The sequence below is a fragment of the Microcystis protocystis FBCC-A270 genome, from assembly GCF_050500235.1.
GTDB lineage: Bacteria > Cyanobacteriota > Cyanobacteriia > Cyanobacteriales > Microcystaceae > Microcystis > Microcystis ichthyoblabe_A.
Genome location: NZ_CP191407.1, coordinates 3,646,357 through 3,659,230 on the forward strand (window position 1 = coordinate 3,646,357; position 12,874 = coordinate 3,659,230).

The 12,874-nt window shown below is 40.9% G+C and carries 17 protein-coding genes and 3 pseudogenes; 12 read left to right on the forward strand and 8 right to left on the reverse strand.

What is annotated here, in order from left to right; all coding sequences use genetic code 11:
* Positions 1-66 precede the first annotated feature (66 nt).
* A complete protein-coding gene (gene grrP / locus ACQY1X_RS17705) occupies positions 67-966 on the forward strand; it encodes an extracellular substrate binding-like orphan protein GrrP (protein ID WP_002773743.1) in 900 nt (299 codons plus the stop codon).
* A gap of 14 nt (positions 967-980) precedes the next feature.
* Entirely contained in the window at positions 981-1,355 is a 375-nt protein-coding gene (gene grrA / locus ACQY1X_RS17710) for a GrrA/OscA1 family cyclophane-containing rSAM-modified RiPP (RefSeq protein ID WP_002736677.1), read from the forward strand.
* A 285-nt stretch (positions 1,356-1,640) separates the two neighbouring features.
* On the opposite strand, the pseudogene ACQY1X_RS17715 reads toward grrA, so the two are convergent.
* Positions 1,641-2,137 (reverse strand): annotated as a pseudogene (locus tag ACQY1X_RS17715) (ISL3 family transposase); the annotation flags it as partial.
* Positions 2,138-2,430: 293 nt separating this feature from the next.
* Here ACQY1X_RS17715 and ACQY1X_RS17720 point away from each other — a divergent pair.
* From ACQY1X_RS17720 to queC, 3 genes and pseudogenes are all read left to right on the forward strand, one after another.
* Positions 2,431-2,748 carry a hypothetical protein gene (locus ACQY1X_RS17720; protein ID WP_002736011.1) on the forward strand — a complete coding sequence of 106 codons (318 nt, stop codon included), beginning with the start codon at positions 2,431-2,433 and terminating at the stop codon, positions 2,746-2,748.
* A pseudogene (locus tag ACQY1X_RS17725) lies at positions 2,745-3,107 on the forward strand (aspartyl protease). The gene ACQY1X_RS17720 and the pseudogene ACQY1X_RS17725 overlap by 4 nt, the downstream one beginning before the upstream one ends.
* Positions 3,107-3,784, forward strand: coding sequence for a 7-cyano-7-deazaguanine synthase QueC (gene queC, locus ACQY1X_RS17730; protein WP_002742134.1), 678 nt, complete (start codon positions 3,107-3,109; stop codon positions 3,782-3,784). The pseudogene ACQY1X_RS17725 and the gene queC overlap by 1 nt, the downstream one beginning before the upstream one ends.
* A 39-nt stretch (positions 3,785-3,823) precedes the next feature.
* On the opposite strand, the gene ACQY1X_RS17735 is transcribed toward queC, so the two are convergent.
* Complete coding sequence (locus tag ACQY1X_RS17735; protein WP_430013247.1) at positions 3,824-4,396, reverse strand: manganese efflux pump MntP family protein; 573 nt, start codon at positions 4,394-4,396, stop codon at positions 3,824-3,826.
* 576 nt (positions 4,397-4,972) lie between these two features.
* Here ACQY1X_RS17735 and ACQY1X_RS17740 point away from each other — a divergent pair.
* The 3 genes from ACQY1X_RS17740 to ACQY1X_RS17750 all read left to right on the forward strand — a co-directional run bounded on the left by ACQY1X_RS17740 (position 4,973) and on the right by ACQY1X_RS17750 (position 6,932).
* Positions 4,973-5,929: a branched-chain amino acid ABC transporter permease gene (locus tag ACQY1X_RS17740; RefSeq protein ID WP_430013248.1), complete on the forward strand. Its 957-nt coding sequence runs from the start codon at positions 4,973-4,975 to the stop codon at positions 5,927-5,929.
* A gap of 424 nt (positions 5,930-6,353) precedes the next feature.
* A complete protein-coding gene (locus tag ACQY1X_RS17745; RefSeq protein WP_430014954.1) occupies positions 6,354-6,707 on the forward strand; it encodes a hypothetical protein in 354 nt (117 codons plus the stop codon).
* Between the two features lie 75 nt (positions 6,708-6,782).
* Complete coding sequence (locus tag ACQY1X_RS17750; protein WP_176721641.1) at positions 6,783-6,932, forward strand: hypothetical protein; 150 nt, start codon at positions 6,783-6,785, stop codon at positions 6,930-6,932.
* Here the strand turns inward: ACQY1X_RS17750 and ACQY1X_RS17755 are convergent.
* From ACQY1X_RS17755 to ACQY1X_RS17765, 3 genes and pseudogenes are all read right to left on the reverse strand, one after another.
* Positions 6,929-7,694: pseudogene (locus tag ACQY1X_RS17755) on the reverse strand (IS1 family transposase). The gene ACQY1X_RS17750 and the pseudogene ACQY1X_RS17755 overlap by 4 nt on opposite strands.
* A gap of 156 nt (positions 7,695-7,850) precedes the next feature.
* The gene (locus ACQY1X_RS17760) at positions 7,851-8,069 is read right to left on the reverse strand and encodes a helix-turn-helix domain-containing protein (RefSeq protein WP_338010218.1); all 219 of its coding nucleotides are present in this window, start codon (positions 8,067-8,069) and stop codon (positions 7,851-7,853) included.
* A gap of 3 nt (positions 8,070-8,072) precedes the next feature.
* Positions 8,073-8,252, reverse strand: coding sequence for a helix-turn-helix domain-containing protein (locus tag ACQY1X_RS17765; RefSeq protein ID WP_080601636.1), 180 nt, complete (start codon positions 8,250-8,252; stop codon positions 8,073-8,075).
* 240 nt (positions 8,253-8,492) lie between these two features.
* Here ACQY1X_RS17765 and ACQY1X_RS17770 point away from each other — a divergent pair, with 240 nt between their 5' ends.
* The 4 genes from ACQY1X_RS17770 (at position 8,493) to ACQY1X_RS17785 (ending at position 11,405) form a co-directional block, all read left to right on the forward strand.
* Positions 8,493-8,936, forward strand: a complete 444-nt coding sequence (locus ACQY1X_RS17770) for a helix-turn-helix domain-containing protein (RefSeq protein ID WP_430013250.1) — start codon at positions 8,493-8,495, stop codon at positions 8,934-8,936.
* Positions 8,937-9,036: 100 nt separating this feature from the next.
* A complete protein-coding gene (locus ACQY1X_RS17775) occupies positions 9,037-9,792 on the forward strand; it encodes a dCTP deaminase (protein WP_430014955.1) in 756 nt (251 codons plus the stop codon).
* Between the two features lie 22 nt (positions 9,793-9,814).
* Entirely contained in the window at positions 9,815-10,561 is a 747-nt protein-coding gene (locus ACQY1X_RS17780; protein WP_288141686.1) for an HAD family hydrolase, read from the forward strand.
* 193 nt (positions 10,562-10,754) lie between these two features.
* Positions 10,755-11,405 carry a TIGR04282 family arsenosugar biosynthesis glycosyltransferase gene (locus tag ACQY1X_RS17785; protein WP_002737359.1) on the forward strand — a complete coding sequence of 217 codons (651 nt, stop codon included), beginning with the start codon at positions 10,755-10,757 and terminating at the stop codon, positions 11,403-11,405.
* On the opposite strand, the gene ACQY1X_RS17790 is transcribed toward ACQY1X_RS17785, so the two are convergent.
* From ACQY1X_RS17790 to speD, 3 genes are all read right to left on the reverse strand, one after another.
* Positions 11,367-11,879, reverse strand: a complete 513-nt coding sequence (locus ACQY1X_RS17790; RefSeq protein WP_002735789.1) for a L,D-transpeptidase — start codon at positions 11,877-11,879, stop codon at positions 11,367-11,369. The genes ACQY1X_RS17785 and ACQY1X_RS17790 overlap by 39 nt on opposite strands.
* A 78-nt stretch (positions 11,880-11,957) precedes the next feature.
* A complete protein-coding gene (locus ACQY1X_RS17795) occupies positions 11,958-12,263 on the reverse strand; it encodes a DUF6464 family protein (RefSeq protein WP_069474381.1) in 306 nt (101 codons plus the stop codon).
* A gap of 59 nt (positions 12,264-12,322) precedes the next feature.
* Entirely contained in the window at positions 12,323-12,730 is a 408-nt protein-coding gene (gene speD / locus ACQY1X_RS17800; protein ID WP_002781248.1) for an adenosylmethionine decarboxylase, read from the reverse strand.
* Positions 12,731-12,874: the final 144 nt, after the last annotated feature.

Genomic DNA, 12,874 nt, shown 5'->3' on the forward strand with positions numbered 1-12,874 from the left:
AAACCTTGAAGATTTTTTAGCGACTTCTAGTATAGTTATGTTTGTACGGGAGTAAGCACTCGATTTATGAAGAAGATTTTACAGTTAGTGGGACTAGGTTGTATATTACCTATGTTCCTCGCCAGTGCGAGTTTAGCGGAAACAGTGGTGGAAAAAGTGGCTCGCACGGGATTTTTGACCGTAGGAACCCGTTTTGATGCGATTCCCTACTCCTACGTCAATGATAAGGGGGAATTGGTCGGCTATTCTATGGATGTGTTGGAACGAATTAGAAAACGATTGGAAACTCGTCTCGGTCGTCCCGTCACCCTGCAAATGATTGAAGCTAACCAACCCGGAGAGAAAATTAATCTCATTCGTAGCGGGGACATCGATATCGCTTGTAGTACGGCTTTTACTTGGGAAAGGGCGAAAGTTGTCGATTTTTCCATCAGTTACAGCATTTCTGGGATTAGGATTTTAGCCAAAAAAGGTAGCAATCTCTCCACTCCTCAATCCCTAATCGGTAAACGCATCGCCTTGGTTCCCACTTCTGCGGCCGTGGATGTGATTAAATTAGTACAACCGCAAGCGACAATTGTTACCACCTACAGCACTGTAGAAGAAGCGATCGAAGCTTTAAAAACCGGTAAAATTGACGCCATAGCGGGGGATAGCATTTCTTTAGCGGGAACAATCCTCAGAGATAACCCTAAAATCTACGAAATCGTCCCCGAAGAAGCTCTAGCTAATTTTGGCATTGCTTGCATGGTTCCCGAAAATAACTCTACTTTTTTGGATGATGTCAACTATGCCATTGTTAAAATGATGCAGGATTACATCACCAATGATACGGCCACCGTTAGTCAAATCGATCGCTGGTTCGGTAGTCAAGGCCTGGTTCCCATCCCCCCAGAATTATTAAAGGGGTTTTTTGCCTTCAAAGTTATCGAACACGCCCAAATTAATCCCCAAGAAGCCAAATAGGAGCATAAATTCAGGTGAATATCAGCAATAAAACTGGTTTAGTCGGCTTTCTTCTCGCTTTATCTGCCTTCGGTCTGACTAGCACCGCTCAGGCCGCCTCAGACGAGGCTAATCCCATTGAAGCGCGTTTAAGTCGTCTATCTAGCGCTGTACGCGAACGGGTTAACCAACTGCCGGAAGGTACTGCCGATCCTAGTTTACAAGCTTTAGGCTGGGGAGATGGTGGCAATCGCGGTTGGGGGAATAGTCGTGTCGGTGGTTGGGTAGATGGTCGCGGTGGTAGTTTTGTTAATGCGCGGCCCTGGGGCAATGGTTGGTCTGACCGTGGTGGTTTCTTTAATTCCCGACCGCGCTGGGGTAATGGTGGCGGTTTCTTAAATCGTCGGTAAGTAGGTTGGGTGAGGGGATAACTTTATCCTTATTATCCGGGAGCATCTCATTTATGCAAGTGAGTAATTAGGGTTTGCGGCAAAAAGTACGGGCGAAGCATTCGGATAGAAAATCTCCGGTTTCACCGATAGGTTATTGCCCGAATGCTTCGCCCCTACAGGACTCGGGCCGATGAAGACGCAAGGTTTTGAACGACGATTCTCTCAAAATCTTGCACCTGTTTCGCGAGAAAAGCCATAAAACTCTTACCTTGCCTACATTTCACATTTATTCAGCAAGCCCTAATTACAAATACCAGGCAAATGCTTCCGGATCATACTGGCACTACTTTCATATAATATTCCGCTTTTCCAATTTTCTCTCAGCACCTCTGAACGTTCTACAACTTTGATAAGTTTGTCTAATTTCTTTTTTCATTTCCCAGGCTATTCCTAAGCAGGGATGTTCTTTCAGGATAACTTCTAGTTGTTGTTTTTGCTCGTGCTTTAAGTCCTCTTTATTTTTCCATAATAAATGAGGTAATCCTTTTTCATGCACCCCCATTAACTTTCTCAATTTATTAAGCTCGTGATTGATGATAGCCATTACATAAAAACGGTCATAGATGATTTTAGCATTGGGAAATAATTCCTTGATCACTGCTGTAAATCCTGACCACATATCGACGCTCACTTCTTTCACCTTCTCCCGCACTGTTTCTGGCTGTGCTTTTAAGGATTCTCAATTCATCTTGCTTATGTCCTTTAATCACATCTAGTCAAATTTTCTTGTCCAGATCTACGAACATTGACCACTGTTACATTTGGTAAATCGAGGAGTTGATCAAAATTTATCCACATAACCCACCTCCTGTTCCGTGTTACTATTGTACCATGCTCACACAGAACCTAGAAGAGCCAAATGCGGTTGAGGAACTTTTCAACTTGTTAGCCAGCGAGCGTTCTCCACCTCAAAAAGACTTTGTACTATCTATCTAGGGCTTAAGGATTACTTTATTCTCAATAATCCCTGCTTCTTACTGTGACTAATTACGCCTATCCTAACCAAGAAGTTAATTTTGTCCTATTACTTACTATGTCTAACAACAATTCTGAACGAGTAGTGCGTCGTGGTCGAGTTTTTCCGGAGATTCAATCTACAGAGGAAGAAAAGGCCAAACATCGCGCCCGACAATTAGAATTTTATCATCGTTGTTGGCCGATTTTTCAGAGTTTACAGCCCCGGTTAATGAAACATTACTATGGTTGGTACATTGCGATCGAACCCGATAGCGGCGATTATTTTATCGATCCCGATCAAGAAGTGGCCAGTAAAAAAGCAAGGGCAAAATATCCCGACAAAATCCATCATATCTTTGGCATTAATGAAACTGGAGTTAGTGGCAGAATATGATTGCAGGGAGATTTGGAACCAAAGGACAAATTTATTTTGATATTGATTTAGTTGGCGATGATGGATTGATTCTACCCGCAGAAGTTATGCTGGATAAGGGTTTTACCGAGTTTTTAGCCATAAATAGTCAAGATGCTGACAGTCTTGATTGGCATTTTTTGCGACAAAATAAATTGATAACCGCCCAAGGCGAAGCATTTTTTGATATATATTTAGGCAGAGTAAGAATTGATGGTCAGGAATAGGAAATTCCCGTTTTTGCAGGGGAGGCAATTCAGGAGATTTTGTTAGGTTCGCGGTGGCTAAAACAATTTATCTTAGTAGCTAATTATCAACAAACACAGGTGACATTAGGATAATGACAAAAAAGGCGATTATTTTACTTTCCGGGGGATTAGATTCAGCGACAACAGCAGCGATCGCTATAGCAGCTGGTTATCAATTAATTGCCCTTTCTTTTCGTTATGGACAAAGACACGAGCGGGAATTAGCAGCGGCGAAAAAAATTGCTAATTTCCTCAATATTAAAGAACATCATCTGATCGAAGTCAATCTATCTTTGTGGGGAGGTTCCGCTTTAACGGATCAATCTATTGCTATTCCCCAAGAGGGAATTAACCCGAATATTATCCCGATTACCTATGTGCCGGGGAGAAATACAGTTTTTATTTCGATCGCTCTTTCTTTAGCGGAAGCAAGGGCAGCGGAGGCGATATATCTAGGAATTAATGCAGTGGATTATTCTGGTTATCCCGATTGTCGTCCCCAGTATTTAGAGGCCTTTCAAACTTTAGCTAATTTATCATCGAAAGCGGGTTTAGAAGGTAAAGCACCCCAATTAATTGCCCCTTTGGTGATGGATAGTAAGGTAGATATCGTCCGTCGTGCTGTTAGTTTAGGGGTTCCCATTGCTGATACTTGGTCTTGTTATCAAGGTGAAGTTAAACCCTGTGGTTTATGCGATTCCTGTCGTATCAGAGATCAGGCTTTAATTGAGGCTGGTTATCCCGAATTAGCCACTCGCCTATGGAAATAGTCGGGGAAAATAGGGAGGATAGTGAAAAATGGAGATAATCTAGGCAATTAAATGTTCAATAAGGATTTTACTGCCGATTAATATTAAAACTAAACCGCCGAGAATTTCCACCTTTTGACTAAATAAATTACCGAATTTATGACCGATAAAAACAGCTATAAAACATAAAGCAAAGGTAATGAAACCGATAATAGTGCAAGCTAAAAGTAAGGGAGTTTTAATCATCGATAAACCCAAACCAACTACTAAAGCATCGATGCTAGTAGCGATCGCTAATCCGATTAAAGTATAGGAATCTAGAGGATTAAACCTTTTTTCCTCATCATCATTTTGAACAGCTTCGTAGATCATTTTACTGCCGATCACCCCTAAAATAATAAAAGCGATCCAGTGGTCAAAAGAGGCGAAGAAATCCCGACAGGTTAGACCGATACCCCAACCGATCATCGGCATAATCGCTTGAAATCCCCCAAAAAACAAAGCTATTTTCAAAGCCTTATTAACATGAATATGACGAATCATCAGGCCACTGGTCAGAGAAACGGCCACGGCATCGGCGGCTAATCCCACGGCTACAAAAGAAATGGTCAAAAGTTCGAGTGAAGTAAACATCTATAGTTGTTTATCCTTTAATTTCCCCTTATCTTAACTAATTTTTCCTCAGAAAACTTTCATATTTGTCTCATGATCCTCTCATTTATCTATCATTTCTCTAACCTAAAAATTCACTGCTCGATTAGTGAGAGGAGCGAATTGAAAACGTTTAAAAGCACATTACTGGTTCCTCACCGATCGCCTGTACCTGATGGATTGCTTCTGGGGTAAAACTGATGCTATCCTCAGCTTCTAGGACTTTTTCGCCCGTTACTGCGATTTTATCGGGAAATTCAGCCAGAGGAGTCCGAGGAACCAGTTTGAGGAACCAGTTTTCGGAGTTAACTAACCAATGCTGCTGTTTCGTGAATTCCCCTGAATTTTTTCCCAGACAAAGTTAAGAAAGATACTTTTTCCCATCATCGATCATCCCGTCTGCTTTTCAGGTGGCGAATGCTACCCTATAGGAAAAGTACCAAGTAAAAAATTATGATAATTTCGAGAATTACCAGAGAATCAGAGGGGAGAAAACGGTGATAAAATTAGCTAATTGACTCCAGTAACTTAAACACCCAATAACCGCTCACCGAAAATATGGCTGATTTTTTTAACACCTATGGTTTTTTAATTGTTTCCATGATATTTGGAGCCAGCTTAGGCCTTTCAGTTTATCTGCCCTTAATGGCTGGTCAATTATCCTTAGCAACCCCCGGTTTTTACGCTTTAGGTGGTTATGTAGCCGCCATTCTTTCCACGAAAGTTTTTACTAATACCAGTAGCAATTATCCCCTTACTTTGGTCTTTTTAGAAATGTTAGTTGCTGGCATTATTTCAGGAATATTAGCCATAGTTTTAGGTATTCCTGTTCTCCGTTTGCGAGGTATTTATTTAGCTATTGCCACGATCGCCTGGGTAGAAATTTTGAGAATTATTGCCCTTAATCTCGAGATAACTGGTGGTGCAGTCGGTATTTTCGCCATTCCCCAACCTTTCACCACTCAATTAGCCTACCTTTGGCTGGCTTTGCCCCTCTTATTCCTAACTATGCTGTTTCTCTACCGGTTAGAAAACATCAAAATTGGTCGGGCATTTAATGCCATTCGTGCCGATGAATTGGCAGCTGCGGCTATGGGAATTAATCCCACCTATCACAAAGTTTTATCCTTCACTTTCGGGGCAGTTTTAGCGGCAGTTGTGGGGGCGGTAAGCGCCCATTTTCTCAATACTTGGAATTCCCGTCAAGGCACTTTTGATGCCAGTATTATTTTCTTGGCTTTCGTTTTAATTGGTGGTTCAAGAACTTTTATCGGTCCAGTGGTGGGAGGCATTGTTTTAACTGCTTTGCCCGAAGTTTTACGCGCCCTCGGCGGCGTGAATGGTTTACCAATTTGGTTGGGGAATTTCTTGCGCGATGGTCGTTTGATTATTTTTGGAATTTTAATTGTTTTGGGAACCATTTTTTATCCCCAAGGCTTAATCACACCTGAATTAATCAAAAAACTAATTCCTTTTAAAAGAGGTTCCTCTTCTAGTCAAGAAATTGATTCCTAATTACAGCAGATATAATTGTTAATAAATAAGCGGGAAAATCAAAGGTAATTAATTATGGAACTTCAAGATTATTTCTTATTTTTCAAAACTCATAAATATGTACGCGGATGACTCTTCAGGGAGTCAACCTTAATCTCTCCACATTTTCTCAAGCTAGTCAAATCCGAGAAGGAAGCATCTCACCTTTGTAACTCCTAAATTAAGTTTTGTGTCAAGCTATACCAAATAAGCAAGACGGATCACTACTACTAGCGAATCACTACCCAGTGAGAAAAAAAACGATCCGCCTCAAAACTATGGCAAAATTTCACTTTTTTTATTACAATGACTGGAAGTTAATTTACCCCTTGCAGAAAAATGTTAAAAATTCCTAACAAAGCCGCACTCTTAGTTAGCATCTGTAACCTTGCTTTCCTTGCCCAGCTTGTCCATTAAGCCTGTTTTAGCCCAAGCACCCAGTCTAGGAAATGCCATTCTCTGCGTTGCTAGGGGGAAGACAGACAAAGGAACGAAAATCTATTTTTATACCTCTGTCATTGATAACGCATCGATCCAGAGAAAACGGCCCGTTGCCGTAACAATAGTGGAATCAGTGACGGACATTGCCGAAGGAGACGTGGTGATTATCGACAAAGAACATCAATCTATCACGATTGATGCCTTTGGAGCGGCCACTCCCCCACAAATGCAACCCGTGGGACTAGCTCTTATACTGGGGTTTGCCACTAATCTCGACGAAGTACAGACAGCCTGCTTGCAGACACGAGTTCTGGATTGATTCCCCGTCTTCCCTCCTGACAATAAAAAATGGTTGATGCCAGTGTCAGGCAGATACTAATCAACACCCATTAAGATGACCTTCACAGATACTACAGAAAAAGTAATTGTCCAACCGGACATACTTAACGAAACCGCGGCAATTGTCCCCGAAGCTCACAGGTTTTCCCAGGACTATCAACTCCTTCACTCCGGTGGTGATTCGGTAGTAGTGATGGCGGCTTAATCCTTTGCCAGGTGTGCATTGTAGTCATGGATAAAATACCAAAGGGTTCCCCAACATGATTCTCCATTTTTTTAGAGAAAGATAGACTCTCTCTCACCAACCGAGAAATCCTTTGTCGAAAGGTATTATTTAATCTTTCAATAGGATTAGTTTGACCAGTTTCTTTCCCGACTGGTCGATGACGTTTACTGGGAATTACTGTCTTATATGACTCCCAAAAGTCTGTGTAAGCAACTGCACATTGTCGGTAAACGCCTGGTAAACTGGCACCAAAGTTTTTGGGCTGATTGACGACTCCTATCTCCGCGCATAGCAACCAATAATTTCCCTTGTATTTCTATCAATTAACCGCCAAATATAGACCTTTATCGTCTTAGAAAAAACAAAAGACCACATTTCATCACATTCTATAACCAATTTACCTTTTGGTTTGTCCGAAACCTTTATTTGACCAGGGACAGCCGCCAGTTTATTGTTGACATAATTTTGTAACCATGACCAACTTACCCCTGTTACTCTAGCAATTCCTCGTAAGGAAATTCGTTCGAGCAAGAGTTTATCAATTAATTGTTTGGTTTCGTCAGAGACGGTTTTATTAGTGGGATTGATCACAAACTGACGACCACATTCTTTACATTGACGTTTGGGTTTTCCATTATGAATAGAACCATTCTTGATCCTATGGTGAGAACCACAATTAGGACAGGGGAACGGAGGTGAACTAGGGGGGGTACTTTGTTCGGTGCTAGACTGATATTTCAGTAAGCCAGACAGGAGCCAGAAAAAGATATTTATCAGAAAATTCATGATCAAGCTAGAGGTTTAAAGACTGATCGGGTTCCAATTATTTTTATTAATAAATATTTTACACAATTCATACCAGGTAAGCAACAGAGCTACGCCACTACTACCGAATCATTACCTGACTTGAGAACTACTTAATTCTATACCTGTCTGTTCTGTCAGATAAGTGGCTAATCTTTTGGCTGTCCAACGGCCAAACTCATACCCCATTTCTTGAGGCTCTTTGTCAATTGTCTCTAATAATATTTTGATATACTCATCCGTCGCTTTTCGATAATTTCCCTCCATTCTCTTGTCTTTCAAGCTATCTAAATTATTGGCATCTCTAGGAATACATCAATAAGAGACTGTTCGCAGTGAACACCCAATGAGTTTGGAGATTTGGACTTGAGTTTTCCCGTCATTTAACAACAACAATATCAAAACTCTTTCTCTAATGTAAGGATTTTTTTCTTTTTTTATTGCTTTTTGTAACTTTTCTTTTTGTTCGGAATTCAAGTGATTAGGGGCTGGCATAGCTATTGATATTTGAATAGGTTACTGTTTCTATTATACGCTATTTAGATGCTGAACAGCTTATAATGCTCAAAAAGCATGGGCGACATACACCGTGCTAACTGCCCACCATCTGTTCTAAGAGTATGAGGTAATACCCGTGTCTAATTGATTTATCTCGCAAATACGCAACGCCAAATTTTGTTTTGCAAAGATGTCGCAGATTGTCCAAAATCCTCTAATGCTAATGAGTATCAGCTTATGAAATCATCTCAAACTGGTATTAATTTTCCCAATAACTCTGGTCGATTTCTCAGTGCTTTTCAGAGAAAACACTTAGAAAAAAGCCTAGAAAAAGGGTTGTCTAAGCGCCATTTTCAACGAATTCAAATTATGCTGCTGGCAGATGAGGGTAAAACTCAAACCCAAATTTGCCAAGAGTTGGGCTGTTCCCATAGTACAGCACGCCATTGGATAACCCTCGCCAAGTCTGGTCAGGCTCACCAGTGGAATAGTAGCCCAATTGGCAGCCAGAAAATCGGCAATCTGTTCCAGTTGCTCAATTTCTTCGTCCACTTCCCGCTCCCTCCAATCCCAGGCGACGGAATAGTAATCGCCCTTTTCCCCACTGTGCTTGAGGAAGGATCCTTGGAAGATGCCCAGTGCAGGTTCGCTGACTTTTGGTGTAATTCTAACCAAGTGTAGGAACAGCATAATTGCTATAACTACTGATCTGTTTAGCTTTCATCCACTAAATTTAACAGCCCATGAACGGGTAATCACCCATCATTCAGGAGTTTTTGCAATGCCAGGATTTCTTCCTTATCAAAAGATTAAAGAGCGGATCGATCAGAAATTATTAAACATATCAGACTTTGAACCATCTAACTTAGAAGCTTGCAGCTATGATTTGAGAATTGGAACAATTTTTCAACATGGTCAGATAATTAATAAAGCTCATGATAAACACTCTGAGCAGTTTGTAATAAAACCTGGTGAGGTTATTTATTTGTTGACTTGGGAAGAAATTAAGCTTCCAGAAAATATTTGTGCAACTGTTTTTCCACGAAATTTTGATAGTTCTGAAGGTCTTCTTGTTCTCAATCCAGGTCATATAGATGCTGGCTATGAGGGAGCTATTACTGTTACAGCAATTAATTTAAGAAAAACACCATTAGCTATACAAAGAGGACGAAATATTTTGACTATAGTTTTTGAAGAAATGCTATGTAACACATCAAATCCTTATAAAAGAAATATTAGTAGACAAGAGCGAGAAGATCAGTTTAATGCTGCTTTAGTAGCACAAGATACACACAATTTATCTGAAATTATAGCTCAAGGCTCAGATTCACCTTATCCCACTAAACAAGAAGTAGAATTTATGATTGTGAAGCATTGGATAACTGTGTTGACTCTTATTTTAACCGCTGTCGCAGCTTTAACGGGAATTATTGCAGTTTGGATCAGTATGCAACCGAAATCTGAGAATAATAATCAAAATCCAATTCCCTTAGAGAGTCCAAGTCCAACACCATCTCCAAAGGGAACTCAAGGTTAGTAATAATCAAGGTAATATAAAAATGGCTAAAAGTGGTCTGATTGTATTTGATTTAGATGATACTTTGCTAAATACCAGCAATGTTTATTGGCTTGCAAGAAAGCTTTTTGTGGAAAAATTATCTGAAGAATTACAAATTAACGAAGATAAATTAATTGAAGAATTTGAAAAAATTGATCATCTTCAAATGCAAAAACTAAAACATTCTCCTTATCGTTATACTCGTAGTATGATAGAAACTTATAAATCTGTTTCTCATAAGATAAATCATCAAATATCCGAGGAAACTTTAAAAGCTATTAAAGATTTTGGCCGTTTAATTTTAAAAAATACACCAAATACTATTAAGGGGGCTAAAGAAATTCTTGATTGGTCATCTCAAAACTATTCTCTTGCATTATTGACAAGAGGTGAAAATTCATTTCAAAAAAAGAAGTTACACAAAAATGAACTGTATAAATACTTTGATTTTATAAGAGTTGTACCTCACAAAAATGCTGAAGTTTTAAAAAAATTTATCCAAGATATAGGCTTTGATTGTCAAGATGTTTGGGTTATTGGTGATTCACTAAAATCAGATATTAATCCAGGCATTGAAATTGGAGCAAAGTGTATCTTGTACGGCTATCATCATCCACATTATCATTGGATACAAGATCATGAAAGTGTTGCATTAGGCTCTTTTTACAAAGTTGATAATTTATCAGATATTAGACAAATTCTTGAGTCAGATTCTAATTCTAATTCCGAATCGAGGTCGATGACCTGAAAAAATCCGATATTTTGCAGGACTGGCACTTGAAGCCATCGTAGGTTGGATTGACCTAAGGAAACCCAACACAGAATTAAATAACCAACTAAAATAATCTATACTAAGCCAATAAAGCCTGTTTTATTGGGTTTCCTGCCTCCTATTAACAGTAGGCTAAAACTAATAATTAATATCATCGTCGCAATCACTCGTGGACTGGAGACAACAACTAATTATTTTTACCCGTTATCCGGAATTGGGGAAAGTAAAAACCCGTATGATTCCAGCTTTGGCAGCCGAGGGAGCCGAAGAATTACACCGCAAACTGGCCGAATATACTCTCAGTAAATTAGCGGGTTTGAGGAATTTTCTCTCTCTGATCATTTACTACCATGGCGGCAGCGAGGAAAAAATGCGTACTTGGTTAGGTGTGCATTATTCCTATCATTCTCAACGGGGAAAAGACTTAGGAGAAAAGATGCAAAATGCTTTTGCTGATGGTTTTGCTCAAGGGATGACAGCGATCGCTATTATTGGCACAGATTGCCCAGAAATCGGGGAAAAAGAGATTTTAGCAGCCTTTGAAGCCCTAAAAACCCACGATATGGTTTTAGGGCCGGCGTTAGATGGAGGATACTACCTAATTGCTTTAAAACAGGTCTTTCCAGAGCTTTTTGACGGTATTCCCTGGGGGACGGGGGAAGTCTTGGCAAAAACTCAGACAATCGCCGCTAAACTGGCCTTAAAGACCGCTTATCTGCCTAAATTAGCGGATATTGATCGCCCGGAAGACCTGCCCATCTTAAAAAAATATCTGCCAGAATTAAGGTTGAACGATGACGGGGGTTCCCATGCGGACTAAATCAAACAACACTTTCACATCCCGATTCCGCATCCGCACACAACCATGGGAAGCGGCGCTACCGAGGGAATTTTCCGCAGGGGTGCCATGAAAACCGATGGAATTTTTGCCGTCACTCCAAAAACCGATCCATCTTTCCCCTAGGGGACTATTGGGACCAGGGGTGCTGACTTTTCCCGTCCAGGGACTTTTCCAGACGGGATTGCGAACTAATTCCCGCACTTCAAATTTACCGGTGGGGGTTTCCCAGCCTTTTTTGCCGACGGCGACGGTAAATTGTGCTAAAACTTGCTTATCTTGATAAACGTAAACTTTTCTCTCTTTCAGTTTTAGGACCAGATGGGTAGCGAGAGTTTGATTGGCTGCGGTATTCGGGGTGACGGTGCTGATTTGGTTAGCTTGGGCCGGATATACGGGTAAACAAGTTAATCCTAATCCGATGATTAAGAGGGTCAAATTTCGTTTGAACGCCATTATTCCCACACTCCTCAATTGCGATAGCGATAATTTTTAAGGATAGCAAATAGGGAACTGTTTGGAAGCTCAAGCCGCTTACACTGTGCCAGTTTTAGCTTCGTACTGCCGACAACCTTCACAGGGACCTGGGGGATTAACCGCACAACGCAAGTGGGGGGAATAGGCATTAAAACGACAACTAAGATCACCTATAAATGCCGGTTTATTTTCTGTCTCTACAGGGATTGACAAAAAATCACTGGCAATCACCGGGCTGTATTCGTGACGATGGCGAATCCCTCTCAAACGGTTGCTTAATCTCTGTTGGGATCGGTTAATTAACCAGAGACTAAGCAGAGAGGGAAAGAGAGCAAGGATAAAAACAAAGGTTATCCTGATCACGATTTTAGTTTAGGCGATCGCCAGTGCTGCTAACTTATTATCGAGGCCGGCGCTAGAAATTAGGCCATAACCAGGGAAGACTTAAGGGGTTCTTCCTTTTTGCTTTCATAAACTGCCGCAGGACCGGGGAATCCTCTGGTTAGTTCCCGCACTTTAATCTCACCTGCTTGCAGGGATTTGGTCAAAATTTCCATGGCAACCACGGGTTTACCGGCACCACAGAAGAATAAATCGGCGGCGAAATAGCCGTGTTCAGGCCAGGTGTGGATCGCGATATGAGATTCAGCTAAAGTCGCCGTCGCGGTAACTCCGTGGGGACTGAACTGGTGGACACACAAATCGATCAGCGTTGCTTCTCCTGCCGTAATTCCATCGAGGATAGCGCGACGAATGCGCTCGGGATCGTTGAGGAGGTCAGCAGGTACTTGCCAAGCATCGACAATCAAATGGGTTCCCAGTTTGGTCATTTTTTTTTCAATACTCCCTATCGAAAAACCTTCACAGATTTACCAGTATAACACAATTTTTCTAACTTGTGCAAAAAAGATCTGGTTTTTCTCGGTTACTTTCTCTAAAAAACTGGGACAGGGTGGGGGAGAAGGGTGTGGGGT